Origin of the sequence: Boseongicola aestuarii (assembly GCF_900184815.1) — a bacterium.
In the GTDB taxonomy this organism is placed as follows: Bacteria; Pseudomonadota; Alphaproteobacteria; order Rhodobacterales; family Rhodobacteraceae; genus Boseongicola; species Boseongicola aestuarii.
On the sequence record NZ_FXXQ01000009.1, the window covers coordinates 1 to 25,570 of the forward strand.

Annotated in this window: 21 protein-coding genes; 16 read left to right on the top strand and 5 right to left on the bottom strand. The window is 54.3% G+C overall.

All coding sequences use genetic code 11. The features are described from left to right. Nucleotides 1-393 precede the first annotated feature (393 nt). The 3 genes from BOA8489_RS12930 to BOA8489_RS20220 all read right to left on the bottom strand — a co-directional run bounded on the left by BOA8489_RS12930 (nucleotide 394) and on the right by BOA8489_RS20220 (nucleotide 2,828). Nucleotides 394-843: a hypothetical protein gene (locus BOA8489_RS12930; RefSeq protein ID WP_141138294.1), complete on the bottom strand. Its 450-nt coding sequence runs from the start codon at nucleotides 841-843 to the stop codon at nucleotides 394-396. A gap of 419 nt (nucleotides 844-1,262) precedes the next feature. After that, the gene (locus BOA8489_RS12940; RefSeq protein WP_093974461.1) at nucleotides 1,263-1,901 is read right to left on the bottom strand and encodes an ankyrin repeat domain-containing protein; all 639 of its coding nucleotides are present in this window, start codon (nucleotides 1,899-1,901) and stop codon (nucleotides 1,263-1,265) included. A 462-nt stretch (nucleotides 1,902-2,363) separates the two neighbouring features. Further along, a complete protein-coding gene (locus tag BOA8489_RS20220; RefSeq protein ID WP_141138295.1) occupies nucleotides 2,364-2,828 on the bottom strand; it encodes a hypothetical protein in 465 nt (154 codons plus the stop codon). Between the two features lie 838 nt (nucleotides 2,829-3,666). On the opposite strand from BOA8489_RS20220, the gene BOA8489_RS12960 reads away from it, so the two are divergent. The 11 genes from BOA8489_RS12960 to BOA8489_RS13005 all read left to right on the top strand — a co-directional run bounded on the left by BOA8489_RS12960 (nucleotide 3,667) and on the right by BOA8489_RS13005 (nucleotide 15,047). Beyond that, the gene (locus BOA8489_RS12960) at nucleotides 3,667-4,212 is read left to right on the top strand and encodes a histidine phosphatase family protein (protein WP_093974784.1); all 546 of its coding nucleotides are present in this window, start codon (nucleotides 3,667-3,669) and stop codon (nucleotides 4,210-4,212) included. 43 nt (nucleotides 4,213-4,255) lie between these two features. Then, nucleotides 4,256-4,420 carry a hypothetical protein gene (locus tag BOA8489_RS20480; RefSeq protein ID WP_176440300.1) on the top strand — a complete coding sequence of 55 codons (165 nt, stop codon included), beginning with the start codon at nucleotides 4,256-4,258 and terminating at the stop codon, nucleotides 4,418-4,420. A 196-nt stretch (nucleotides 4,421-4,616) separates the two neighbouring features. Beyond that, nucleotides 4,617-5,624, top strand: coding sequence for an LLM class flavin-dependent oxidoreductase (locus tag BOA8489_RS12965; RefSeq protein WP_093974465.1), 1,008 nt, complete (start codon nucleotides 4,617-4,619; stop codon nucleotides 5,622-5,624). 505 nt (nucleotides 5,625-6,129) lie between these two features. After that, the gene (locus tag BOA8489_RS12970; RefSeq protein WP_141138296.1) at nucleotides 6,130-7,668 is read left to right on the top strand and encodes a LuxR C-terminal-related transcriptional regulator; all 1,539 of its coding nucleotides are present in this window, start codon (nucleotides 6,130-6,132) and stop codon (nucleotides 7,666-7,668) included. A gap of 84 nt (nucleotides 7,669-7,752) precedes the next feature. Beyond that, complete coding sequence (locus BOA8489_RS12975; protein ID WP_093974467.1) at nucleotides 7,753-8,490, top strand: aspartate/glutamate racemase family protein; 738 nt, start codon at nucleotides 7,753-7,755, stop codon at nucleotides 8,488-8,490. Continuing rightward, the gene (locus BOA8489_RS12980; protein ID WP_093974468.1) at nucleotides 8,483-9,373 is read left to right on the top strand and encodes an ABC transporter permease; all 891 of its coding nucleotides are present in this window, start codon (nucleotides 8,483-8,485) and stop codon (nucleotides 9,371-9,373) included. The genes BOA8489_RS12975 and BOA8489_RS12980 overlap by 8 nt, the downstream gene beginning before the upstream one ends. Continuing rightward, the gene (locus BOA8489_RS12985) at nucleotides 9,373-10,179 is read left to right on the top strand and encodes an ABC transporter permease (protein ID WP_093974469.1); all 807 of its coding nucleotides are present in this window, start codon (nucleotides 9,373-9,375) and stop codon (nucleotides 10,177-10,179) included. The genes BOA8489_RS12980 and BOA8489_RS12985 overlap by 1 nt, the downstream gene beginning before the upstream one ends. Nucleotides 10,180-10,208: 29 nt before the next feature. Beyond that, nucleotides 10,209-11,315 carry a twin-arginine translocation signal domain-containing protein gene (locus BOA8489_RS12990; protein WP_093974470.1) on the top strand — a complete coding sequence of 369 codons (1,107 nt, stop codon included), beginning with the start codon at nucleotides 10,209-10,211 and terminating at the stop codon, nucleotides 11,313-11,315. A gap of 50 nt (nucleotides 11,316-11,365) precedes the next feature. After that, on the top strand, nucleotides 11,366-12,436 hold the full coding sequence (locus BOA8489_RS12995; protein ID WP_093974471.1) for an ABC transporter ATP-binding protein: 1,071 nt from the start codon (nucleotides 11,366-11,368) through the stop codon (nucleotides 12,434-12,436). Further along, nucleotides 12,433-13,968: a hydantoinase/oxoprolinase N-terminal domain-containing protein gene (locus tag BOA8489_RS13000; protein WP_093974472.1), complete on the top strand. Its 1,536-nt coding sequence runs from the start codon at nucleotides 12,433-12,435 to the stop codon at nucleotides 13,966-13,968. Before BOA8489_RS12995 ends, BOA8489_RS13000 begins: the two co-directional genes overlap by 4 nt. Before the next feature lie 8 nt (nucleotides 13,969-13,976). Then, a complete protein-coding gene (locus BOA8489_RS13005) occupies nucleotides 13,977-15,047 on the top strand; it encodes an S-methyl thiohydantoin desulfurase family protein (RefSeq protein WP_093974473.1) in 1,071 nt (356 codons plus the stop codon). 627 nt (nucleotides 15,048-15,674) lie between these two features. On the opposite strand, the gene BOA8489_RS13010 is transcribed toward BOA8489_RS13005, so the two are convergent. After that, on the bottom strand, nucleotides 15,675-16,361 hold the full coding sequence (locus tag BOA8489_RS13010) for an MvaI/BcnI family restriction endonuclease (protein ID WP_093974474.1): 687 nt from the start codon (nucleotides 16,359-16,361) through the stop codon (nucleotides 15,675-15,677). Between the two features lie 576 nt (nucleotides 16,362-16,937). Between BOA8489_RS13010 and BOA8489_RS13015 the strand changes: the two genes are divergently transcribed. The 5 genes from BOA8489_RS13015 to recO all read left to right on the top strand — a co-directional run bounded on the left by BOA8489_RS13015 (nucleotide 16,938) and on the right by recO (nucleotide 23,732). Further along, nucleotides 16,938-20,333: an acyl-[ACP]--phospholipid O-acyltransferase gene (locus BOA8489_RS13015; protein WP_093974475.1), complete on the top strand. Its 3,396-nt coding sequence runs from the start codon at nucleotides 16,938-16,940 to the stop codon at nucleotides 20,331-20,333. 592 nt (nucleotides 20,334-20,925) lie between these two features. Further along, a complete protein-coding gene (locus tag BOA8489_RS21095; RefSeq protein ID WP_093974476.1) occupies nucleotides 20,926-21,501 on the top strand; it encodes a patatin-like phospholipase family protein in 576 nt (191 codons plus the stop codon). A 135-nt stretch (nucleotides 21,502-21,636) separates the two neighbouring features. Further along, the gene (gene era, locus BOA8489_RS13025; protein WP_093974477.1) at nucleotides 21,637-22,557 is read left to right on the top strand and encodes a GTPase Era; all 921 of its coding nucleotides are present in this window, start codon (nucleotides 21,637-21,639) and stop codon (nucleotides 22,555-22,557) included. Further along, nucleotides 22,557-22,889, top strand: a complete 333-nt coding sequence (locus tag BOA8489_RS13030; RefSeq protein WP_093974478.1) for a DUF1491 family protein — start codon at nucleotides 22,557-22,559, stop codon at nucleotides 22,887-22,889. Before era ends, BOA8489_RS13030 begins: the two co-directional genes overlap by 1 nt. 99 nt (nucleotides 22,890-22,988) lie before the next feature. Continuing rightward, nucleotides 22,989-23,732: a DNA repair protein RecO gene (gene recO, locus BOA8489_RS13035; protein WP_093974479.1), complete on the top strand. Its 744-nt coding sequence runs from the start codon at nucleotides 22,989-22,991 to the stop codon at nucleotides 23,730-23,732. Here the strand turns inward: recO and BOA8489_RS13040 are convergent. Continuing rightward, nucleotides 23,707-25,389, bottom strand: a complete 1,683-nt coding sequence (locus BOA8489_RS13040; protein WP_093974480.1) for an acyl-CoA dehydrogenase family protein — start codon at nucleotides 25,387-25,389, stop codon at nucleotides 23,707-23,709. The genes recO and BOA8489_RS13040 overlap by 26 nt on opposite strands. Between the last annotated feature and the right edge of the window lie 181 nt (nucleotides 25,390-25,570).

Sequence of the window (25,570 nt, forward strand, 5' to 3'; positions counted from 1 at the left end):
GACATTCTTGGCCAAATCGAGGCCGATGGTGGTAACTTGCATGGGGTGGCTCCTCTCTCACAGTTCTGACAACTGCACTATGACGCATCGCGACGCCGATGGAGCAGGAGCCATCCACCCCATCTGCAAAGCAGTCATTCGCTGCGGCGTGCAGCAATGACTGCTTTGCGGACGAAGCTGCCATCCATCGCCATTGCAATGCGTGAAGGTCGGAAGCCAAAACATAAACTTATCGCTCTTGCAAAAGTAAGAGTAAGTTAGTCAGTGCTCAGGAAATGTAATTCAGCATTGTGCCGGCTTTCCTTCGAAACTTAAGCAATCAGTGTATGCCCTTCCTACGGAGCAGCGCATATCGGGATCTCTTGCTAACAAGGCCGGCGCGAATTTTTGCAGCTAATTGTTCGGATCCCGTTTCTTCTGAAAAAGCGCGACTATATTGATGATCATTAAGATCAGCCAGCCGAAGACAAAAACCCAGAGTCCATTCGGATACGTAGTTTCACCCAATGGATAACCGGTTAAAACTGAAACGACCAAAAGAAACCAAATAAACAGACCCACCCAATTAAGGACCCATGCAACTTTCACCGATCCCTGATACGACCACGCTGAAGCTGCGATCAAATTGACGATGACGTAACCATAGAAAATAATTGATAACGGAATACCTATAAATATCAGAAAGAGTAATACATCTGCCCCCCCCGGGGCCTGCGCTAGGTCGCTGTAGGCAAGGGCATACAAGAATACCGGGACGATTAGGGCAGACCGATTTATAGCTTTTGCGAGGCTCTGAAAAATCTGACCTTTTGTTGACTCCGACACTTCAGCTTCGGCCGGCAAATCTTCGAGCCGTCGAAAAGACTGTACACAACTCAGGAAGAAACACAGCAAACATTTTCGCCCTTATCTTTTAGAAGGTTGGCAATAAACGTGCTTCTATCTGTCCGCCCAAAACTGTCGTTTGAGCAGATTGCAGCAATTGGCACTTTTGGGCTCGAAGCTGCCATTCGCTGCAGGATGCACCAATGACTACTATGCGGACAAACGCGAAGTTCGTTCCATCGGGAATTTGAGAGATTTTTCTGCCCCAGAAACCGTTCAGGGCGCGATGCGCGCGTCGAATTCAACCCGTCCCGATCAGATTCGGGAATCTTAGGCAATCGCCGAGATTGCCGACAAACAAACTTATTGTTGGTCATTGAAGGCCGATTGCCGGCCGACGTATTCTAGATGTCTCTGACAGACTTTCGCCAAAGGACTCAGGATGCTGCACGCTGCCGGCGACGGAAGAAGTTGCTGATGGCGGCGTCGAGTTCGGCACGCAGAACATCACCGCCCCGGTTGCCCGCCCAGATGAGCGCCTGAAGCCTGAGGTCATGGCTTGAGAAATCCACAAGCCCCGACCGAAGAATATAGGTTGCGACGTTTACGTGATGGTTCTTGATCGCTTCGACGAGGGCTGAATTCCGGCCGGTTTTGTCCGTAGCGTTGACATTCGCGCCATGCGCCACAAGCGTCTTCGCTACAGGAAGATGGCCCTTGAGAGCGGCTTCAATAAGCGCGGTGCGGCCGTAGTATTCCGCCTGAGCATCTACCTGAATCCTTGGATGTTTCAGGAGTAGGTCTACGATATCGAGGTTTCCGCTCCCCGCCGCTATCATCAAGGGGGTGCTCTTCCATCTGTTCTTGACGTTAACGTCTATCGTTGGATGGGACAGGAGGAGATGCACGATCTCGGCGTTTCCGTTACGGGACGCAATATGCAGCGCCGTCCAGCCGTCGGTGTCCGAGGCGTTAACATCTTCTAAAACCAGGGCGCCCTTCACAGCGCCGGAATCTCCTGTGATCGCTGCATGGATCAGGGTGGTTTCTTCTGCGCCGATGCCCTCGTCTGACATGTTGAAGCCTCTCCTTATTCTGTGATTTTCCAACCCTACACCACTCGTAATCGATGAATCAAAGATTCTCGTGGATAGTTCTTCGTAGGGTCAGGTTTGAGGATACCGGCCTGAGTGCGGCAGGGAGCCTTCCCGGGGTCTCTATGATGCAGCCCGACATGTCCAAGCACTTCAAGACGAGCCCCGTGTTCATCCGCCTGGAAACGATCATGTCCGTCCGCTTTGGGCTCAGAGCAGCCGTTCGCTGCAGGAGGCGCCAACGACTGCTAAGCGGGACAATCCGGTCATTCGCTGCAGGGCGGCATGAGAACGCCAGTTGAACGTCTGCTGTGCGGACAAAGCGGTCCTTCGCTGCTGAGCTGCGCTCCAAGTGCGTATGAACGTCAGCTCCACAGATAGACGTCGTCACCAATACAGAGCTTCCTGCTATGATCTAAGGGAGTTTGCGTCTTCGGGTTCGGACTATTTGAACAGCGTAAATCGCACGGTTTTCTCAATTGTCCCATCAAGAGAACGCAGCTTAATCCGAGTCCATTCACCTCTGTCTAGGATGAAGCCAAACTCCATAGATAACTTTCCTTCGTCGCTTGGTGTGCCAATCCCAAACGTTTTTGAAAGGTCTACCTCAGGAAGACCGTTGCTGTGCATGTAGCCAGATAAGAGATACATCTTGTATTTATTGTTTCTCGGAACCCGGCTGAACTCAATTCGGTACCTGACTTCCATTTCGTCACCGCGCCGCGTTCTCTTAAGTACAACTACTTTCGTTTGGATTTGGTCGGAAACATTGGAACTTGCCACACGTAGTACGCCGTGGTTTGGACGGCCATCGCGAAAGTGAAGAGCACTTTTTTCGGAGAGTTCGCTTGAGGGAACCGTAAACGTCGAGGCGGAAATTAGAGCTGCCAAAAGATATGCAAAAGTCAATTGATTTCTCCTCCGGCATGACCAATCAGGTATCGCTCACCCAAAACCCCGCGTGTTGCAGGCCTCAGGAACTCCCGCCGCGCATTCTTCTTTCAGGCGACTTTGGACGACGCTTGAGATTACTTGGCCCAGACGGTCCAGCATTGACATTCGTCAATCACAGCCCGGAGACACGTGGCTAATATCTTTGTTGGCCCCGTCGCCTGCAATACTTCGGGCTGACATGGACGGGAAAAGGAGCAAAGGTACCATGCCTCAACGATTGAAAATATTGGCTCGTGTACTGGTTGTTGCGACGGCAATTGGCACAGCAACTTCGACAGCCTCAGCTACCGATGCAGCAATCCTGGCACTGACAAAAGATATGGAATGCTTTGTGTACCGCCTGAGTGAGACACGCCAGCGCATCCCGCTAACGTCAAGTAACACTATACCCAACGCGCCGTCTGCGTGGGCGTTGGTGAATGAGGGTCCGTCGCCTGCCACAATCTTTGCAAGTAGTGGAGATAGGATACCACTGCCTGTCTTCAGCGGAAGCATCGAGTTGTTCATTGGCGACGTGCGGTACAGCTACTCAGTCGGCCTTAGCAAGAGCGGTAGCGCAATGGTCCGCGTCTGCCAGTGAATGACCTAACAGATGATTTCTAGGTTCTGCGGACGACCACAGTAAATTCCGAATTGACGGTCCGCTGTGGGCTCCAAGCCGTCATTCGCTGCACCTCGCACCAATGACCGCTCTGGCCGTTTGGCACGCTATGGAGTCGAAGCGGTGAATGGCCTAGATTGAAAACTCGTTGAACAGCAACTCTACAATTCCCAGGATTTGGACGTATTCAAAGTGACGATTTATCTTATTCGACACGCTCAATCGGCCTTCAATGCGGTTTACGATCCAAATGAGCCGGATCCTATGATCTTCGATGCACCGATTACGGCGCTTGGAGAGTCTCAGGCCCGGCGCGCTCGAACTGAAGTCAGTCAACTTAACCTTGTTAGTGTCATCGTTTCACCTTTTACCAGAACACTCCAAACGGCCCATTTGATTTTTGGAAACCAGTTGCCATTTCAGATCAACGCACTGGTGCGAGAACAACTCTGCAACAGCTGCGATGTTGGTAGTCCGCCTCACGTGCTTGCCAGAGACCACCCTCATCTTAATTTTGATCATCTAGATGAGTGCTGGTGGCATGACGGAGAGAAAGACCACAGAGGCATCTCCGTCGAACCTCATGAGGCGTTACAGGCAAGAGCGGACGGATTTGCTGAGTTTCTCAAGCGTGAACAGGTCCATTCAACTGCAATTGTCACGCACGGTAACTTCATTCGCGCACTGACAGGAATCCAACCTAAGAACTGCGAAGTGATAGAGTTCGCCCCTCGCTGAGGTCACCCCACAGGCGATGGAACGGACAGTAGGAAAGATGAAAATGCCCAACAAGATCCCCGATAAGCTGGCTTTGTACGGCAACGTCGCTCTAGTGTGTCTCTTCATCTACTCGGCAGGAGACATGATGTGGGCTGCGGCACTGGCCTCAATTTCAGCGTTCTATCTCGGCTTCGTCTCTGGGCAGAACTACAAGCCAGACCAATAGCGGCCTGTGGTGAAAGAGCGAGAGGCTGCTAGTGCATGCCTTGTTTGTCAGGTTTCTTGTGCGCGGCCGAGCACAACTGCACATTACCGATACTATTTTTTGGCCACAAAAGTTAAAATTGGCGCCGTTAAAGGAAGCCATTACCGTGTGAACAAGATTGGCCTAGGTAGGCTCTGTCCAAACATGGAGATAGGTATTGTACAAATTCTCTCTGCTCGACTTGTCGCCGGTACCGGAGGGAGGGTCGGCTGCTGATGCATTGCGCAATACACTCGACCTTGCGCGCCACGCCGAAGCAAACGGCTATTACCGTTATTGGCTAGCAGAGCATCACAACATGCCGGGCATCGCCAGTGCTGCAACTTCTGTCGTCATTGGGCACGTTGCTGGGGGCACAAAGACTATTCGCGTCGGCGCTGGTGGCATCATGTTGCCTAACCACGCGCCTCTGGTAATCGCAGAACAGTTCGGCACGCTTGAAACGCTCTATCCGGGGAGAATTGATCTTGGTCTTGGTCGCGCTCCTGGTACGGACGGGGCGACGGCGCACGCCCTCAGAAGGCATATGGAAGCCAATGATAGCTTTCCGCAGGATGTGGTGGAGCTGTTGGGATATTTCGACGATGCGTCTGAAGAGATGCGGATCAAGGCGATCCCCGGGCAAGGCACCCATGTCCCGCTCTGGATACTCGGCTCCAGCCTTTACGGTGCGCAACTCGCTGCCCACTTTGGGTTACCTTATGCGTTCGCCTCCCATTTTGCGCCTGCGATGCTTGAGAATGCCATCGCGACCTATCGAACAACATTCCGTCCATCCCGTTGGCTGGCCAAGCCGTACTTCATGATGGCTGCGGGTGTATGTGCCGCTAAAACCGATGAAGAGGCTTGGTATCTGCGGTCATCTCAGATGCTTGCTTTCGCGCGATTGCGGACGGGGCGTCCTGGCAAGCTTCCTCTTCCGACTGGTGATCTGTCAGCGGAAATCCCGGCGGCGGTCATGGCGCAGGTGAAGCAGTCACTTTCCTGTTCTGCGACGGGCAGCCCAAAAACAGTCCGTCGCGAACTTGCAGCCTTGGTTGCACGATATCAGCCGGAAGAATTGATGGTGACAGGAATGATCCACAATCATGCTGCGCGGCTGCGGTCCTTTGAAATAGCGGCAGAAGCGCTCTCCGATATCGCAGAAGCCTCAAAGGTAGCGTAGTCTTTCATCGCACTGGAAGCGTTTGCATCCTGATCGCCGAATGTAGGTTCAGACTCCCTGGGACCGGGAGCAACTTACCCCACGCAAGCCAAGTCAAAAACATCTGGGTCCCATTCGGAGAAAAGGGCTTCGGCATGCCAGATAGAAAAAGTAAGCATAGAAATTCCCATGGTGATCAGCGCCGTTCTTTTGCGATCCGGATGTGCTGGATCTGGTCAAGCCCCGCACTCGAAAATTCCATTATTCTTCAAAAAGCCGCCGGTTTTGCGCAGAGGGCACAACTTGCTCTAGAACAAACTTCCCGTTCAAAACGTCACCATTCAAAGCAGTCCTTCGCTGCGCTGATCGTCGAGTCAACGTAACAAAACCCTTCTAGCAGCGCGAAGACGCTGTCGTTGATTTCTTATTGAGCGAGGGTATCATCAAAGGAAGAAAAATAGAGAAATTGGAGCGGAAAATCTCAACTTCGGGGCAGATTGAAGAAGTTAACGATTGGCGCAGTTACATGAAGGCGCCAGCAACGCTGGTCACTGACAAAGTTGCCGTTGATACCGCTCGCATTGGAGAATTTCCGCAGGCAGCTCTTGCCTCTGCGTTCCTTCTTGCAAAGATCGGCGATCCGATTGGAGCACGGGAACGACTAAATATTTTGGAAGTGGCGACCGATAAAAATGCCTCAAGTATTGATTTTCTTGCACCGGACATGCTGCTAGTTGATGCTCACGTCAGGGTCTACGAAGATCGCGCTTTGACGGAAGAAGACTCCACTCGGCTCACTCAATTGTTGTCCACCTTGCCGGCGGATGATCTTGTTGGGCAGGCGTTAACGTTCAATCATTTATCTACCGCGGCCCTTCACCGCGGAGAATTTGACCGCGCACAGGATCATGCAGAGAACGCAATCCGGCTATATCGGCTAGGAGATGCGCAATTTGGGTCTTTGCACATGCATACGCATCTTGGTCAAATCCGTATGATGCGCGGTGATCTAAGCGGCGCGATTGCCCAATATGATGACATGGAAGCAAGCCTGGACCAACTAACAGGTGATCCGCAGGGTCTGCGTGCAATATGTCAGGCTTTGAAGTCCGAAGTTTATTATGAGATGAATGAGATGGGCGTCGCCCAATCATTGCTGGACGATGCCTTTACAAGCATTGAGCACACAGACGCATGGTTGGATATTCTTGCGGCAACTTACCGTGTTCGGGCTCGACTTGCCTATGTGCGGGCCGGTCTGCCAGGCGCCCTGACGGAACTCGCCCATGCGGATGCAGCGGCCCGCGATCGTCAGATGCCGCGTTTGGCGCGACTGATGGCCGTCGAGCGCATTCGCGCGCTAACGCTCAGCGATGAGATCGAAACAGCCAACAAGGAAATGCAGAGCATTGGGCTCGATCCAAGCAAGCTCGACGCAGATCAGCCAGAAAAGGATTGGGGACTGCGTCATGGGACCACGAACGTCGCAATCGCACGCTGGCTGGTCCGCGCCCGCCGCCCCAAGCGCGCGCTTGATTTTGTGGAACTGGCTGAAGAAACTGCAATTCGCGGCGGGCAACTGTTGTCGCTGGCCAAGTTGAGAGTGATCCGCGCGCAGGCTTTTTTGCAGTTGAATTCGCGGGGTGATGCGACCAGCGCGCTTTTGTCTGCAATCCGTTTGCTTGGTAACCAACCCTTTAGGCGCTTTATCCTGGATGAGGGTTTACCACTGCGTCCCGCAGTGCAGTCTGTTTTGGATGGCGAATACGTGAAGGTTCCAATCAATACGGTGCAACGTCGCCAGTTGTCGGAAATCATGCACCACTGGTCGTCGGGGTCAGACCCGTTGGCGGTAGGGCCGTCTGGCAACCAGAAAGTCCTTTTCAATAGACGTTATTTGCAGCTTTTGGCACGGGGCTACTCCAACAAGGAAATCGGCCGCGTCATGGGCGTATCAACCAACACAGTGAAATATCATCTCAAGCAAATTTATGGCGAGTTGCGCGTCGACAATCGTGCGCGGGCGGTCAATCAGGCGAGACAGCTCGGCATTATTAGCGACTAACTACCCGATTGGGTAGTCGCATCAGACGCATTCAATAATCAGGCTTAGACCGAGCAAACCAACCGTATCAGGGGGGATTCGTTTTTGGGTTGGGTCCATGTCATCACGCCAATCGTAACTGAGGGCTTTCGCGCCGCTACTTTGCCCGCACCGGATGGGTGCAAAGTGACGAATGCGCAAATCTCGAAAGGCCCGGCTTCGATTGAATCCGCAGTTGACGAGGTTTTGGCCGCTCCTGGTGTTATTGATGCCGCGATCATGGCCGAGGCGGACGGCGCACAGGCCGTCGTTATTGATTGTATGCTTGACCCCGGTCTTGATGCTGCGCGCGAAGCGGTCTCGATCCCGGTGATCGGATGCGGAGAGGCTGCAATGCGAGCAGCAGGCGCGCGATTTGCCGTGATCACTGTCTTGCAGCGTCAAGAGCGTGCCTTTGCGGATCTGGCACGCAAATATGGGATGGCGGACATGTTGAGCGAAACGATCGGTATTGGCGTTCCTGTGCTTGCCCTTGAAACTGACCGTGAAACGGCACTCGCCGGGACCATCAATGGATCAAAGAAAGCCGTCAGCGGTGGAGCAACATCCATCGTCTTTGGCTGTACAGGGATGCTTGGGTTTGCGGATGAGGTCAGTGCCGCACTTGACGGAATAAGTGTCATCGACCCTTTGCCGAATGCCATCGAATTTGCACACAAGGCAATTCAAAGCGGGCATAAAAACGACAAATCAATCTACCCTTACCCGGATTCAAAACCCATAGTCGGATTTGAAGGATGGACTGCCCTAGACGCCATGATGAGAGGCCAAAGGGATGACTAAGGCCTTGGTAGTCAGAGCAAGCGGCCTTTCTCAGCATCAATTCAAATGGTTGTTGGTCGTCCCTTTGGTCGCGTTTTTCATGTTGTTTTTTGTGATCCCGGTCGGGTTGCTCTTCGCAACCTCTTTCAACCCGGCGAGGGTCGGACAGGTCGCCGTCGTGACCGATCTTACGTTGGACAATTACATCCGCTTTTTCTCACGCTCCAATTATTTGATGGCGGCGGGACGGTCAGTCCTCTTGGCGAGCATCGTTTCGCTTATCACACTGGTCGTCGCCTACCCGATGGCATTCGTCATAGCCAAAACCGAAAATCCGGCACGCAATACGTTCCTGCTGATCCTCGTTTTAGCGTCGATGCAACTGGATATGGTCATTCGCCTGTATGGGATGATGGTGATCTTAGGCGACAACGGTCTGATCAACCAGATTTTACAAGGCATGGGCCTTACAGATGGCCCAGTCGCCCTGATGTATAACTTTCGCGGCGTGGTTTTCGGCCTTGTCCAGTTCGCGCTGCCGTTCATGATCCTGACGCTTGTTGGGGTGATTAAGGGCATTCCTCCCAGCCTAGAAGAAGCTGCGCGTTCGCTTGGCGCTTCCCGGCGTCGCGCTTTCATGCGGGTAACGTTGCCTGCCTCAATGCCGGGTATCCTCTCGGGTTCCCTGCTGGTCTTCGCCTTGTCGATCTCATCCTACATTGTACCCGCGCTTATGGGTGGGTTCCGCGTCGGGGTCTTGCCGATCCACATTTACCAGCAGGTCGCGGAAAGCGCGCGCTTTCAGTTCGGCGCAACCATTGCCGTGATCCTGTTCCTGATCAGTGCTACGGCTGTGGCCGTCTACCTCAAACTTGGGAACCGTGGCTCAGGTGGGCTTGCCTGATGGAACGCAAAATCCCCTTGCCAATGCTAGTGCTTGCGATCCTCGGCTTTTGCTATCTGCTGTTTCCGATCCTTGTTGTAGTTCTTGCGGGGCTGACAACAGGCGAATTTCTGACATTCCCACCCAAAGGGTTGTCGCTCCGGTGGGTCATCTCTTTCCTCAACTCCGAGAAATACCTGTCGGCATTCTTCTTTTCATTCAAGCTTGCTCTGATGACCATGGTGGTTTCGACCATCTTAGGTACTGCCGCCGCCCTGTTTCTTGCGCGCTCTCGCTTTGTTGGGCGTGCCGCATTGCGGGCGTTCTTTCTGTCGCCGGTGGTCCTGCCGGGTGTCGTCGTCGGGTTTGCCCTCTACGCATTTTTCATCGCCAGCGGAATGGGTATCTCGCGCACGATCTGGGGCTTATGGATCGGGCATATTCTGTACTCCACACCATACGTGATCGGCACCGTCGGTGCATCTTTGGCGACTTTTGATGTCTCACTGGAGGAGGCCGCGCGAAGCCTCGGCGCATCGCCCATGCGGGCTTTTCGCAAAATCACATTTCCCAACATCGCGCAGGGTATTCAAGCGGGTTCAATCTTTGCCTTCATCGTCAGCTTTGGCCAGTTCGAGGTGTCGCTGTTCCTGTCGGCGCCGAACTCTGAACCACTGCCAATCGCGATGTATAATTCGCTGCGCTACAAATTCGAGCCCGATGCCGCCGCCGCAGGCATCTTTGCCATCACCCTCGTTATCGCCTCGGTTCTCCTTACGAACCGGCTGGTGAACATCCGCCGCTTGCTGGAACGGCAGGACGGCTAATTCCAATACCAACCACGGGAGTAAGACAGATGACCATTCATAAGAAACACAGCAGACGATCCATTTTGAAAGGTGGGGCAGCGTTGGGCGCGGCTGCGACCATTCCTAACATGTTCTATATCAACCATGCCTGGGCACAGGACGTTGTCTATGATGGCGGTGTCTTTGACGCTGGTGGTGCGACGTTGAATGTCGCGGAGTGGGGCGGCGGCTGGGAAGAATTTGTGCGCAAAGCGCTGACCGACGAGTTCGAGAAGGACTTCAATTGCAAGTTGAACTGGGACAGCTCATTCCCCTGGTTCCCAAAATTTGTAACCCAAGGTGCCAACGATCCGGTATATGACATTGCGAACTGGAACCTGCCGAACCTGATGCAGACCAATGCTGCTGGCGACTTTTTCCTAACAACGGACGAGATCAAGGCCAATGTCCCCAACGCCGCTGATTGCTGGGACTTCGCCTTTGCGAGTGGCGCAGGCGTGACCTGGGCCTATCAGCCTTATGTCTACGCATATCGTACCGACCGTGGCGCGCCGGTGAGCAACTTCCGTGACTTCTTTGCCGAGCGTTTTGTCAACAAGCGGGGTACCTACGCCACGGAAAACGGCTTGATGCACGCGTTTTTCATGGCGACAGCCCAAGAGTTCGGTAAGGACCAGTACGATATGGAAGCCGCCTTCACTGCCCTTGAGGGTGCCATGCCGATGAAGATCAGCGAGTTCACCTTTAATATGCTCTCATTGTTGGAGCGCGGTGAGGTTGATATTGCCGTGCACATCGAAGGCGAGGCTTTGACGCTGAAAAAGCAAGGAGCGCCAGTCGATGTCTGGGAGTGGGACAGCAAGCCAATCCTGACACAGACCAAAACGATCAGCCGGTATGCTGATCCGATGCAGAAAAAGCTGGCCCTTGCCTTGTTGAACCGCACCCTGTCGCCAGATTTCCTTGAGCCGTTTGGGGAAGAATTCCTGTGGCGTCCGACCAATGGAAAGGCTGCTATGCCTTCAGCGCTTGCCGCCGAAGGGGCTACCAATACGGCTGACGCTGTCTCTGCCTATTGGGTTCCGGATTGGGATTTCTTTGTGGAAAACAAGGCAGACATCACCGACAGGCTGAACCAGATCTTCGGTCTTTGAAAAGCAATGGCCGGGGGCGTTCGTTCCCGGCCACACTCCAAGGAAACCCGATGTCCTACGTAGAATTCAGCACGATCTCAAAACACTTCGGCAATTCGGTTGCCGTTGCAGACTTGGATCTGCAAATCGAACAAGGCGAGTTTTTCTCTCTGCTCGGGCCCTCTGGCTGTGGCAAATCCACGACGCTGCGCATGTTGGCAGGATTCGTGAAACCGACCACGGGCACTATCCACGTCAACGGGCGGGATGTGACAGCCCTTCCGCCTGAGGCCCGCGACATTGGGATTGTTTTCCAGAATTATGCCATTTTTCCGCATATGACCGTATTCGACAACATCGCCTTCGGTCTTGTTGAACGCAAATTGCCCCGGGGCGAAATCAAGCAAAAGGTCGATGCCGCTTTGGCCGAGGTCGGGATGACCGGCTTTGAAGGCAGGTACGAGCGCGAACTTTCCGGTGGTCAGAAACAGCGCGTAGCGCTGGCGCGCGTTCTGGTGATCGAACCCGAGATATTGCTTCTGGATGAGCCTTTATCCGCGCTTGACAAGAAGATGCGCGAAGAGATGAAATTCTGGATCAAAAACATCCAAAGATCTGTCGGCATCACAACAATATATGTTACCCATGACCAGTCCGAGGCGCTGACAATGTCAGACCGGATTGCCGTTATGGATCAGGGCCGCGTGCTGCAAATAGGCACTCCGGTCGAGATATATGAACAACCCGCCTCGCGGTTTATCGCCGAATTCATCGGTGAATCAAATTTGTTAAACGGCATAGTTTCAGCAGTTGATGGCGCGGTCTGTTCCATCCGCATTGGCAACGCTACGGTTACCGGGCGACTTACGCAAAACAACTCGGTTTCTCAGGATCAGGATGTCGCATTGCTTGTGCGCCCCGAAATGATCCGGTTGCATGCGCTTGACGCAGACGAACAGCCAAAACTGACCGGGACCGTTTCCGAAACGATCTATCAAGGTTCGGTCGTACGGTATCGTATTCAGATCGCTGACCAAGATTTGATGGTCGAAATTGCCAACCGTCCCGACCTTCCCCGGCTTGATATGACAGACGAAGTTGCTGTGTTTTGGGATGCTGAAAGTGGCGTGGTGATGCCATGAAAATCGGGGTGGATGTCGGCGGCACCAATACCGATGCCGTCGTCTTGGGGGCCAATGGCGTCCGTGGCTGGTGCAAGACCCCGACCACGGCGGATGTCTATTCCGGGATCGTCGCGGCAATTACACAGGCCATTTCGGATGCTCGTGTTGATCGCACGGACGTTGACTGTGTGATGATTGGTACTACTCAATTCACCAATGCTGTTATTCAGCGCAAGTCCTTGCTGCCAGTTGGAATTATTCGTCTCGCGCTTCCCGCCACCTCGGCCATTCCGCCGCTTACTGACTGGCCAGATGACCTGATCAACGAGGTTGGCCGCAATGCTTATCTGGTTGGTGGTGGGTACGAGTTTGACGGACGTGAAATCGCACCGCTGGATGAAATGGCCGTCTTAAAGGCCGCGCGTGCATTTCGCCAAAGCAGCATCCAGACGGTGGCGATCACCTCGGTATTCTCGCCCATGAACGGCGAGATGGAACGGCGCACTGCAGAGATCGTGCGAAACGAGGTTCCTGATATTGCAGTGTCACTGTCTTGCGAGTTGGGTCAGTTCGGCCTTTTGCCGCGGGAGAATTCTACGATCATCAACGCCGCACTATCCCAATTGTCTGACCATGTCGTGCAGGCCTTTCGTCGCGCCCTGCACGAGCTTGGCTTAGATGTGCCGCTCTTCATCAGCCAAAATGACGGGACATTGATGCGGGCCGATGATGTGCAGCGCTACCCGGTTCTGACCTTTGCCTCGGGGCCAACCAATTCCATGCGCGGCGCGGTCTATCTGGCTGGCATTCAGGACGCGATGGTAGTGGATATCGGCGGCACGACTTCTGATATCGGCATGCTGCGCAATGGTTTTCCTCGTCAGTCTACCAACTTTGTCGATGTCGGCGGGGTCAAGACGAACTTCCGCATGCCAGACGTCTTGGCTGTCGGCCTCGGTGGCGGAAGCCTTGTGCGCGACGAAGGGCGACGGGTCGGACCGGAATCGGTTGGTTACGAGTTGACCAATCGTGCCCAATGTTTTGGCGGTGACACATTGACAGCCACCGATATCGCCGTCGCTGGCGGGTGGGCTAGCATCGGTGACAGATCACTGGTGCAGGCAGACAAGGCAACAATTAAGGCCGCCCGTGCATCAATGCGCCAAATGCTGGATGTGAATGTCGAGCGGATGAAAACTGAGGCCGCAGATTTACCTCTGTTGGTTGTAGGGGGCGGTTCCATCCTTGTAGATTGGCCGGTCCAGTCGGTGTCGGAGGTGCTTCGACCCGAATATTCGTCTGTTGCCAATGCAGTCGGAGCGGCCATCGCGCAAGTCTCAGGCGAGGTCGAACGCGTGGTAACCCTAAATGAGGCCACGCGGGGATCAGTGCTGGACGACGCCCGACAGGAGGCCAAGGACAAGGCGATCGGCGCAGGAGCCACCGCAGCCAGTGTCGAAATCATCGAGGTGGAACAAGTGCCGATCAGCTATTTGCCCGGCAATCCAACACGACTTCGGGTCAAAGCCGTAGGCGATCTGCCAATTTAGGAAGCAACATGGAACTGAGATTTGAAGATGTTGACGACTTGTGTACTGGTGCCGCCTTTTTGGGTGCAGGCGGCGGTGGCGATCCCTACATAGGAGGGCTGATGGTCAAACAAGAGCTGGCCGCAGGCCGGAAGATCGAAATTATTGATCCCGACGGGTTGGACGATGCCAAGCTAATTATCCCAACGGCGATGATGGGCGCGCCCACTGTGTTGCTTGAGAAGATTCCTTCAGGTGAAGAGCCTATTCGCGCTCTGCGAGTCGTAGAAAAAGAGCTCGGGCGGCAGGCAGATGCAACAATGCCGACCGAAGTTGGCGGTATTAATTCGACGATCCCGCTGTTTGTTGGCGCACGTTTGGGGATTCCGGTGGTCGATGCCGATGGCCAGGGGCGGGCTTTTCCAGAATTGCAGATGGAAACCTTCGCTATTGAAGGCGTCAAAGGGTGCCCTTTGGGAATTTCTGACGAAAAGGGTGACACGTCGTTGGTGATGACCGATGACAACCATCGCATGGAATGGATAGCTCGTGGTATTACAATCCGTTTTGGGGGAACCGCATATTTTGCGAATTACCCTATGAGCGGGGCGGAAGTAAAACGCAGTGCAGTCAAGCACACCCTTACACTCGCACGGCGGATCGGAGAAATTATCCGGAATTCCCGTTCTCGCAAACTCGACCCAATAGACGAGTTGTTCACCTTTCTGGCGACGACAAGCTATGCAGTCGCCCGCGTTATCTTTGATGGAAAGATCACCGATGTAGACAGACGCACAAGCGAAGGATTCACTTTGGGCAGTGTCTCCATCGACAATCCAAGTGGCCGTTGCATCATCGAATTTCAGAACGAAAACCTCATCGCCCGTGTTGACGGAGAAGTGTTGGCGATTGTGCCAGATATTATCTCAATTCTCGACGCAGAGACCGCTATGCCGATTACCAACGAAACGTTGCGCTATGGGCAACGGGTCAAAGTGATGGCGGTTCGGGTTCCGCCAATCATGCGATCCGAAGCCGCTCTCAAACAATTCGGACCAGAAGCTTTTGGAATGTCAGAGGCATATCGCGCCCTAGAGTGAAGTTCCCCAAATTGAGACGGATTAAGAAGTCCAACGGGCTTCCTTTCGGAGCAAAAACTTCGGCTTAGCGCGTGTTTCGGACATGCAAAGGTTGCGCAGAATCCGTAACTTTAGGCTCAGAACCACCGTTGGCTGCGTTATGCACCAATGACCGCTCAAGATACCAAGCAGTCTTTGGCCAGGTGATAACTTCGTTCGCGCTATCGCGAATTCGGCTGGACACGCGCGTCCCTGCTTCTCGAAATTCTTTCCCTGTTCCGCCGATTTCTTTCCCTGATACCGGAATTTAATTCCCTGTTAATTTGAGTAGGGAATTCGCGCGTAAGTCTCTGAATTATATGTGCTAATAGAGCTGAGTGAAGCCAAATGCGTCCAAAATCGCAGTTTTTCCCTGTTCTTTCCCTGTTAATCAGGGAATTTCGACCCGAGACTGGTTCGCCCGGGACTGCGTGCACAGCCAGGCAGTTCCACCAAACCTGCGATACGTGACGTTGCGCCACATAGTGCCGCAGTTTCGGTGGGTTGTAGGGTTGGGTCGCTGCGCCAGACTCCTGCTCAGAACAAATTCGGCGCGTAATCCACCAAGTGTCTGGACTGGCGATTTCCGCGATACGCGAAGTGGTGTGTTCAGAGGGTTGCGATGCGCTGGCGCTGCGATTGCCACTCGGCTGGAAGCTCATGACGCAGGCACCAGTCGGACGTCAGTCCCAGAGGCTGCGTGCCATTCACAATTTCACGAACAATGTCAGGTGCCAGGAATGCCAGATCGACAAGTTGCTGAACCCGGCGCTTGGAGGTGCCAGCTTCCAAAGCAATAGCTTCGTAGCTCAGACCGTCTTTGAGCTGCCGATACCATCGATTGGCAAGCGCAACATTCTCGACGAGCACCTGATCAACATTCGCCGGCCCGTCACCAACAATGATCTTCATCTCAACGCCTCTGCGACGCTCAGTGAACGGAAGCTCGAGCATGAGGTCATCTGGATCACACTCCAGCTCAGCGCCTACAAGCTTTTGCGTCCGTTTGGCATTGAGACTGATCGTCAGTTTGCCCGGAGCGATCTGAACCCGTTCCACGATAATGAGGGCTATTCCAGACTGATCCGGATACCCAAAGCGGCGGACAAAAGCTTCCGGCTCGGCTTCCCGATAAAACCCGGCTGTAGGCTCAGGAGTCATAAGTGTGACCACACTTTTCGGTGCAAACTTGATGAAGTAACGAACGCCGCACTGTTTGATCTCCCAGCCAAGATAGTCAGGATCAGCTTTGCCATTTGGAGTTATGTCGAGTTCCGCTTCGAGCGTATAGGACACTGTGACAGTGCCCCGAAACTTAGTGTCACCCGTCCTGACAGCTGACTCTCGTCAATATATGAACAATGTTCATTTTTGTTGACTGACGCGCAGAATCATGCAATCTACATTTATGAACAATGTTCACAAATCGGATGGGAAGTTAAGATGAGCGGATTTTTTACCAAGCAGAACGCAAGTGGCGCGAGTTCAGAACTAAAGCAGGAAGGCTCAGATCAGGCACGTTCCAAGCACAGCAGTTCATTTAGGTGCGCTGTTGTTACGGTGGCACTTGGAGCTGCGGTTGCGCTGGCTGGGTGCGCTGGGGACCATCACCCCGGCAAATCATCTTCAAACAAAGAAATGCGGGTCACGCGCGATGCTCTTGTCAGTACCTTTTCTGCCTGCCTTCTTCCCGGCTTTGGCGGCGTCCGCAGTTCCGCAGACTTCCAGTTCGCAGGCGGATGCAGGCTTCGCTAAGTCATCAAACATTTTGCTTCATCGGGGGCAACAAACTGAACCGTCAAGTTTGGCCCAACATGAATAGTTAGCAAGATTAGTCAATTTAATCTAAGTATAAAAGAAATAGGAAAAAAAATGGCTTCGCCCGAATTTTCATTACTCACAAAACGCCGCTTCGCACCACTATTTATCGTACAGTTTCTTGGTGCATTTAACGACAACCTTTTAAAGTTCTCCATGCTGTTCCTTGCCAGTTTTGGAATCTATGCCGCGGAACCCGACAAGGCAGTTTTGTTGGCAACAATCGCGACAGGGCTGTTTATTCTTCCCTATTTTCTCTTTTCGGCTTTGGCCGGACAAATCTCGGACGCCTATGACAAAGCTAAGTTGATGCGATTAGCCAAGGGAGCTGAAGTTGGCATAATGGCGCTGGCTTTGGGCGGATTCTACTTGCAGTCGATTCCTATCTTACTTGCGTCGTTGTTTTTAATGGGCCTGCAGTCAACTTTTTTCGGTCCTATAAAATATGCAATCCTTCCCCAACATTTGCATGAAGACGAAGTTATGGGCGGCACCGGACTAGTCGAGGCAGGCACGTTTGTTGCCATACTGGCTGGGCAATTGCTTGCAGGATTAATGGCTCCATGGATCGCAGGGTTAGTCGCTACAGGTCTGGCATTGGTAGGTTTTCTTGCAAGTCTAGCGGTGCCGAGCGCGCCTGCAGCAGCTCCAAAGTTAAAAGTAGATCTGAATATCGTTGCAAGCACCTGGCGCATTATCAAAGGAGCCCGCCATAACCGCAGCGTTTGGCTTTCGATCCTCGGTATCGGTTGGTTTTTTGCCGTAGGTGCAATCTTACTGTCTGAGCTTACACCGCTCGTCAGCGGCGTACTGCGTGGGCAGCAAGAGGTCACCACTCTATTTTTGATCATCTTCTCAGTCAGCGTTGCACTCGGCTCGCTGACAGTTGGCAAACTGCTTGCGGGAAAAGTGTCGGCGCGTTTTGTGCCTGCTGCCGCATTTGGGCTCGCAGCATTCATGATAGACCTGTGGCTATCGACTAGGGGTCACCAAGGGCTATCGGCGGACAATGGTATTTATGGCTTCATTGCTTCTCCCGGCAGTTGGCGCATAATGATCGACCTTTTTGGGATCGGTTTTGCTGGAGGAATGTTCGTTGTTCCGCTCTATGCGATACTTCAAACGCGCAGTGCCCCCGAAGAACGATCGCGTACAATCGCCGCCAATAACATTGTCAGTGCCCTGATTGTTGTTGGGATAACTATTGTTTCCGTACTGTTGGTGAACTGGGGGATGAGCGTGCAAAACATCATAGGCGTACTTGGTTTGTCCACGCTGGCAGTTGCTTTTATCTCGTGCTGGTTGCTCCCAGAAATCGTTTTCAAGTCGATGGTTCGTGGACTCTTGAAGCTGCTGTACCGTGTTGAAGTTACTGGTTTGGAAAACATGCCGAAACCCGGTGAACCCGCTGTTGTTGTTGTGAACCATGTTTCATTTCTGGATGGCTTGCTTCTTGGGGCATTCCTGCCCGGAAAGCCGATATTTGCATTGAACGCTGAAATAGCAAAAGCTTGGTGGATCAAGCCTTTTCTCCCGATATTCGAGGCCTTTCCGGTTGATCCAACCAACCCAATGGCGACGAAGGCCATGGTGAAAGCTGTGCGTGGCGGACGGACTCTGGTCATCTTTCCCGAAGGCCGCATCACTGTTACTGGCGCGTTAATGAAGGTCTTTGACGGCCCTGGGCTGATTGCCTCGAAAGCAAACGCACCAATCATTCCCGTCCGCATTGACGGGGCACAGTACACACCATTTTCGCGGCTCCGGGGCAAGGTCCGTCAACGCAGTTTTCCAAAGATCTCACTAACCATTTTGGAACCGCGTCGCTTTGACGTCGAAGGAGAGATGACCGCGCGCGGACGTCGAGCAATTATCGGTCATCGTCTATATGACGAAATGAGCCAAATGATCTTCGATACCTCCGACACCGATCGAACACTGTTCAGTGCGCTACTAGAGGCAAAGCACATTTTTGGCGGCAAGGCATTGATACTGGAAGACATCAAACGTCAACCGATGAGTTACTCTAGACTGGTTACCTCTTCTTTGGCGCTCGCCAAGCCATTGTCAGCTCTCACAAAAAAAGGAGAGGCCGTGGGACTATTGATGCCAAACGTCAACGGTCTAGTCGCCTCTTTCTTTGCTATGCAGGCAATCGGGCGCGTTCCAGCGATGCTGAACTACACCGCGGGCCTAGCCAACATTAAGGCTGCCTGTGCTGCCGCGGAATTGCGCACCATTGTCACAGCAAGGGCCTTTATTGACCAAGCAGGCTTGGGGGATGTTGTTAGCGCTTTGGAAAGCGAAGGTATTGGGTTTGTTTGGTTGGAAGACGTTGGTGCACAAATCGGCTTTGTCGACAAAATCATAGCTTCTGTCGCCGGAAAATTCGCTCGACGCAATCATCGTAACCAGAGCCTTTCACCGGATGCTGCAGCCGTGATCCTTTTCACAAGCGGGTCCGAAGGATTGCCCAAAGGGGTGGTTTTGACACACCGCAATCTTTTGTCCAACTGCCGCCAGCTAGCGGCAAGGATCGACTTTACGGCATCTGACAAAGTCTTGAACGCGTTGCCGATCTTTCACAGCTTCGGGCTGACCGGTGGCACGTTGCTGCCTCTGTTTAGCGGCGTGAGAACAGTTCTCTACCCTAACCCCCTCCATTATCGCATTGTTCCGGCTCTGGTATACGACTCCAACGCCACAATTCTCTTTGGCACAGATACTTTTCTGGCGGGCTATGCGCGAATGGCGCACAGCTATGATTTCTACTCTCTGCGCTACATATTTGCTGGCGCCGAGCGGGTAAGGGACGAAACCCGAAAGGCCTATTCCGAAAAGTTTGGGCTGCGTATTTTGGAAGGTTATGGCGCCACAGAAGCCGGCCCCGTTATCGCGGTCAACACACCAATGCATTTTCAAGCGGGCACCGTCGGTCGCTTGTTGCCCGGTATCGAAGCGCGACTGGAAACAGTGCCAGGTATTGAGGAAGGTGGGCGCATTTTTGTCCGAGGCCCGAACATTATGGCCGGCTACTTAAAGGCAGACGCGCCTGGTGTTCTACAGCCCCCCAAGGATGGTTGGCATGACACCGGAGACATCGTAACAATCAACCATGAAGGATTTCTAGCCATCCGCGGCCGGGTGAAACGTTTCACCAAAATTGGCGGTGAGATGGTGTCGCTTCCGGCGGTTGAAGGTTACGTTGCCGCTGTCTGGCCCGACGCCGAGAGCGCGGTTGTGTCGCGACCTGATCCCCGCAAAGGTGAGCAGTTAGTTCTGTTCACTACTGAAAAAGCCGCCAACGCCGATGATTTACGGGCATGGGGCAAAGCAAACGGCGTGGCAGAACTCGCCATACCACGCGACATTCGGGTGTTGGATTGCCTTCCGTTGCTGGGGACCGGAAAGCTGGACTACGCTACACTAAACGTCCTCGCCGCGGAGTAACCATCAATGGGCTGGTATGAAGAAACTTGGTTTAGCGTGGCAGGGCGGATGCGTAGCTTCGCCTGTTACCAAACCGCTAATTCAAAACCAGCCCTCTTTCCCTATTAACTGTAATTTCTTTCCCTGATGTCTGAATTATCTTCCGTGTTAACTTGAGTAGGGAATTTGCGCGTAAACATCTGATTTATATGCGCGAATCCATCCGTGTTAGGTCAATTCCGCCCGAAATCCCCAAATTTCCCTGTTCTTTCCCTGTTTAACAGGGATATCAGACCCCAGACTGGTTCGCTCAGGACTGCGTACACAGCCATAATTCAACTCCAAGCATCTGATACATAGTTTAATTCAAGCTATTGCACCGATGTTCCCACAAAACTTGCCGCAGTTGGGCGAGGCTGAAGTGATAGGTTCGCGATCTTCTAGGTTTCCAAAAGGTAGTGTCGACCGACACACCTACGTTCACGGGTTCGACTTTTTGAAACGAGTATGGGCAAAACCTGACAGGTGATCCCTTTTTCACTGGCGGGAAGGCTATCGTCTTCCAGTTAATTTCTGAACCGAGCACAATTGCTGACCTGAAAGTTCTACCGCCATGACATCTCGGCCCACAATAGGACTTGCACTTGGCGGTGGAGCAGCGCGCGGACTGGCTCACATCGTGGTACTTGAGGCGTTCGACCAGATGGGCATAAAGCCAGACTTCATAGCTGGCTGTTCTATCGGAGCCTTGCTTGGCGCTGCATATGCCTCAGGCCTCACCATCGATGACATAGCACTTGCCCTTCAAGATCGTGGGGCCGGGCGTGCAGGCGTGGTGATAGACAATCCGCGCGCGCTCGGCGCGTTCATCGCGTTTGGGATAGCGGCAATAAGGCAGCGTGACGTTCTGTCCGGCGGCAGGGTCGGGTGCCACGTGCCGCGCGGATGCCGCGCTCTGGCCCATCGGCGACGGCACGCTGCGGTTTGCAGGTTGCGGGATCGGCTGCACGACTGCTGGCTTTTGCGGGAGAGCAACTTGTGGCGAAGGCATGGGCGAGGGGCGGGATACCGGGCGATCCTGACGCGCGGATTTGCGCAATCTTCGTTCGTCCGGGTCCGGCACCACCTTGACCAGTCGAAAGAGATACCGAATGAGTCCCATGGCGCGAATCCCATAAATACAACTTGAACGCTGCCTGTCGGGAAGGGCGCTCGCAGGCCCGGATCAAGGAGTCTCTGTGGCGGGCTTGTTGTTTTGGCGATCCGTCCCGCTAAATATGGTCTCTTCTGGCTCTTGCCCTGCGAATCAACTACTGGCAGTCGCATGACAGACAACACATCAAACACACGCGCCGGGTTTGTGGCCCTCATTGGTGAACCGAACGCCGGGAAATCGACGCTTTTGAACCGTATGGTCGGGGCGAAGGTCTCGATCGTGACGCACAAAGTTCAGACCACGCGCGCGCGGATTCGCGGTGTCGCGATGGAAGGGAGTGCGCAGATCATCTTTGTGGATACGCCGGGTCTCTTTCGCCCGCGCCGCCGCCTGGACCGCGCGATGGTCGCCGCCGCCTGGAGCGGCGCTGCGGACGCCGACGTTGTCGTGCTGATGATTGAAGCGCATCGCGGGATCACCGATGGTGTCGAGGCGATTCTGGAGAGCATCGGCGACCGAGTCGGTCAGGCTCCTGTTGCGCTGGCAATCAATAAGATCGACCGCGTCGAAGCCTCGGTGCTGCTGAAATTGACCGAAAAGATGAACGCTAAGTTCCCCTTCACCGAGACCTTCATGATTTCGGCTGAAAAGGGCTATGGCGTTGAGGACCTGAAGAAATGGCTGGCGACCTCGATCCCGGAAGGACCGCTGCTTTACCCTGAAGATCAGATCGCGGACTTGCCCTTGCGAATGATCGCCGCTGAAATGACGCGCGAGAAACTGACGCTGCGGCTCCATCAGGAATTGCCCTATCAGCTGACGGTCGAAACCGAAGGCTGGGAAGAGCGCCCGGACGGATCGGTGAAGATCGACCAGATCATCTATGTCATGCGCGATGGACATAAGGGTATTTTGCTTGGGAAGAAGGGCGAGACGATCAAGACGGTCGGCAAGCTGGCCCGCGAAGAGATATCCGAGTTTCTGGGGCGCAAGGTGCATCTGTTCCTGCAGGTGAAAGTGCGGCCGAACTGGCTGGAAGAAAAAGAGCGCTATTCCGAGATGGGACTCGATTTTTCGGACGGGAACTGATGGCTGCGCGGCTGACATCGGAGATCTGGGTCGCGGCCTATCTGACGCGCTGTCGTCTGGCTGACATTCCGGCCTTTGTCGTGGCGCGTGGCGACCATACCGCCGGGGCGGTGATGGTGAAGCTGAATACGCTGGATGGGAAAGCCTGCTGTTATCACCGGTCATTCGACATCATGACGGGCGAACGGCAATGGGTTGTGCATATAGAGGGTGATGAGGCGGACGTTGACCTCAGCGTCGAAAAGCAACGTTCATTCGACCGGGATCTCTGGGTCATCGAGGTTGAGGACAAGCAGGGGCGGCATCTGCTGGATGAGCCGGGGTTGGAATAGGGGCTCTGCCCCATCGCCGCCTTTCGGCGCCTCCCCCCGGGATATTTTGCAAACAGAAGAAGGCTGGAAGTGGCCGAGCCGCTGAGAGATACTTCAGCGATGGACTGGCGCGAAGAGGGTGTGCTTCTGGCCGTGCGCAAGCACGGCGAAACATCCGCGATCATTGATGTTTTTACCGAGAGCCGGGGGCGGCATGCGGGGGTGGTGCGTGGCGGCACCAGCCGAAAGATCGCGCCCATTCTACAGCCGGGCGCGCAGCTGGATCTGGCGTGGCGGGCGCGCCTTGAGGAGCATTTGGGTGCGTTCGCGGTCGAACCCCTGCGCAGTCGCGCGGACCTGATGGGGGCACGCGATACTTTGGCGGCTTTGAATGCGGTGACGTCTTTGCTGGCCTTCGTCTTACCCGAGCGCGAGGCGCATCCGACGTTGTATCAGCGCACGTTGTCCGTGCTGGATATGATCGGGGACGGGGACTTCTGGAAACTAGGGTATCTCAGGTGGGAGCTGGCTTTGTTAGACGATCTGGGGTTCGGTCTGGATTTAGGGCGTTGTGCGGTCACGGATCGGTCGGACAATCTGGTGTTCGTGTCGCCGAAATCGGGCCGTGCGGTTTCGCGTGCCGGTGCAGGCCAATGGGCGGACCGGATGTTGCCCTTGTCGCCTGCGTTGGTGGGGCAGGGCGAGGGCAGCGACGCAGACGTCTTGGAAGGTCTGACCGTGACGGGTCACTTTCTGGGGCAGCATTTCGCGCCCACCTTGGGGGATCGCCCGCTGCCGGCGGCGCGGCAGCGGTTTGTCGATTTGATCGCGCGTGGGCTTAGGCGAGAAGGCGGCGGGCAATAACCTGCGCCTGAATTTCTGCGGCCCCTTCAAAGATATTTAGAATGCGCGCATCACACAGAATACGGCTGATCTTGTATTCAAGCGCGAAGCCGTTGCCGCCGTGAATTTGCAAGCCGTTGTCGGCAGCTGCCCAGGCCACGCGCGCGCCCAGCAGCTTGGCCATGCCGGCTTCGAGATCGCAGCGCCGGTCGTTGTCCTTCTCGGCGGCCGAGAAATAGGTAAGCTGGCGTGCGACCATGATTTCCACGGCCATCATCGCCAGCTTTGACGCCACACGAGGGAACTCGATCAGCGACTTTCCGAATTGTTTGCGGTCTTCAGCGTATTGCATCGACACATCGAGCGCCGACTGCGCCACACCAATGGCGCGGGCCGCCGTCTGAATGCGCGCGCTTTCGAAGGTCTGCATCAACTGCTTGAAGCCCTGACCTTCGCTGTCGCCAAGCAGATTCTCGCCTTTCACTTCGAAGCCATCGAAGTTGACGGTGTATTCCTTCATGCCGCGATAACCCAGCACCTCGATCTCACCACCGGAAAGGCCCGCATCCGGGAAGGGAACCTCATCCGTGCCGGGAGTCTTCTCGGCTAGAAACATCGAAAGCCCGCGGTGATCGTTCGTATCGGGCACCGAGCGCGCCAGAACTGTCATCACATGAGTGCGCGCGGCGTGGGTGATCCAAGTCTTGTTGCCGGTGATCGTCCAGTTCTCACCGTCTTTGGTGGCCTTCGTGCGCAACGCACCAAGGTCTGAACCGGTGTTGGGCTCGGTGAAGACAGCCGTTGGCAGGATTTCTCCGGACGCGAGGCCGGGCAACCACTTTTGCTTTTGCGCCTCGGTGCCGCCGCAGATAATCAGTTCGGCGGCGATTTCCGAGCGGGTGCCAAGCGAGCCAACGCCGATATAACCGCGCGATAATTCTTCCGAGACGACACACATCGAGGCCTTCGAAAGACCGAATCCGCCATATTCCTCGGGGATTGTCAGGCCGAACACACCCATTTCGGCCAGTTCGTTGATGATTTCCATCGGGATCAACTCGTCCTTCAGATGCCAGTCATGGGCATCCGGCTCGACGCGTTCCTTGGCAAAGCGGCGGAATTGCTCGCGGATCATCTCAAGTTCTTCATCAAGACCCGTCGCGCCGACTGTGATCTCGGCGGTGCGCTCGCGCATGATTTCGACAAGACGCAACCGAGCGGCCTGCGTGTTGCCGGTCTGCGTGAGGGTCATGACCGCAGGGGTCATCAGCGCGCCTTGGTCCTCCTGGCTCAGCCCAAGGTCCTGCAGACGTACGATTTCGCCCTGGCTCATCGGAATGCCACCGTAAAGCTGCCAGAGGTATTCGCCGAAGGTAATCTGGTGGATCAACTGCTCCAACTCGCCGAACTTGCCTGTCGCGTTCAGAGCCTCGGCCCAGTTCTGCATCTGACGTAGAGATTCGGCATAAGTTGCAACCCAGGCAAGACCATGTGCAGCGGTCTGGTTTTGCTCAATCAGGGTGGCACTGACGCGCTCGCCGTCCGAAACCTGCGCGCGCACAACATCTTTGGCCCTTTGCAGAAGGGGATCTACGGCTTCGACTGCGGCTTGCGTCAGCGTCAGCAATTCATTCAGAACAAGCGTTTCAGTCATTGGTCCGGACCCATCATGCGGCATTGCAACATTTCCTCTTTCTGCACCTGCGAAGGTTTAGAGACAAGCGCGCCATCACGCAAGAAGATTTCTTGAATGGTGAATAATATTTACGAAAATGTCGCGCGTGAACTTTGCGCTCTCATTAAGATCGGTTTCCTTGACTCGGATCAAACGCGCGCGGCTGAGCTATGGTCTCATTGTA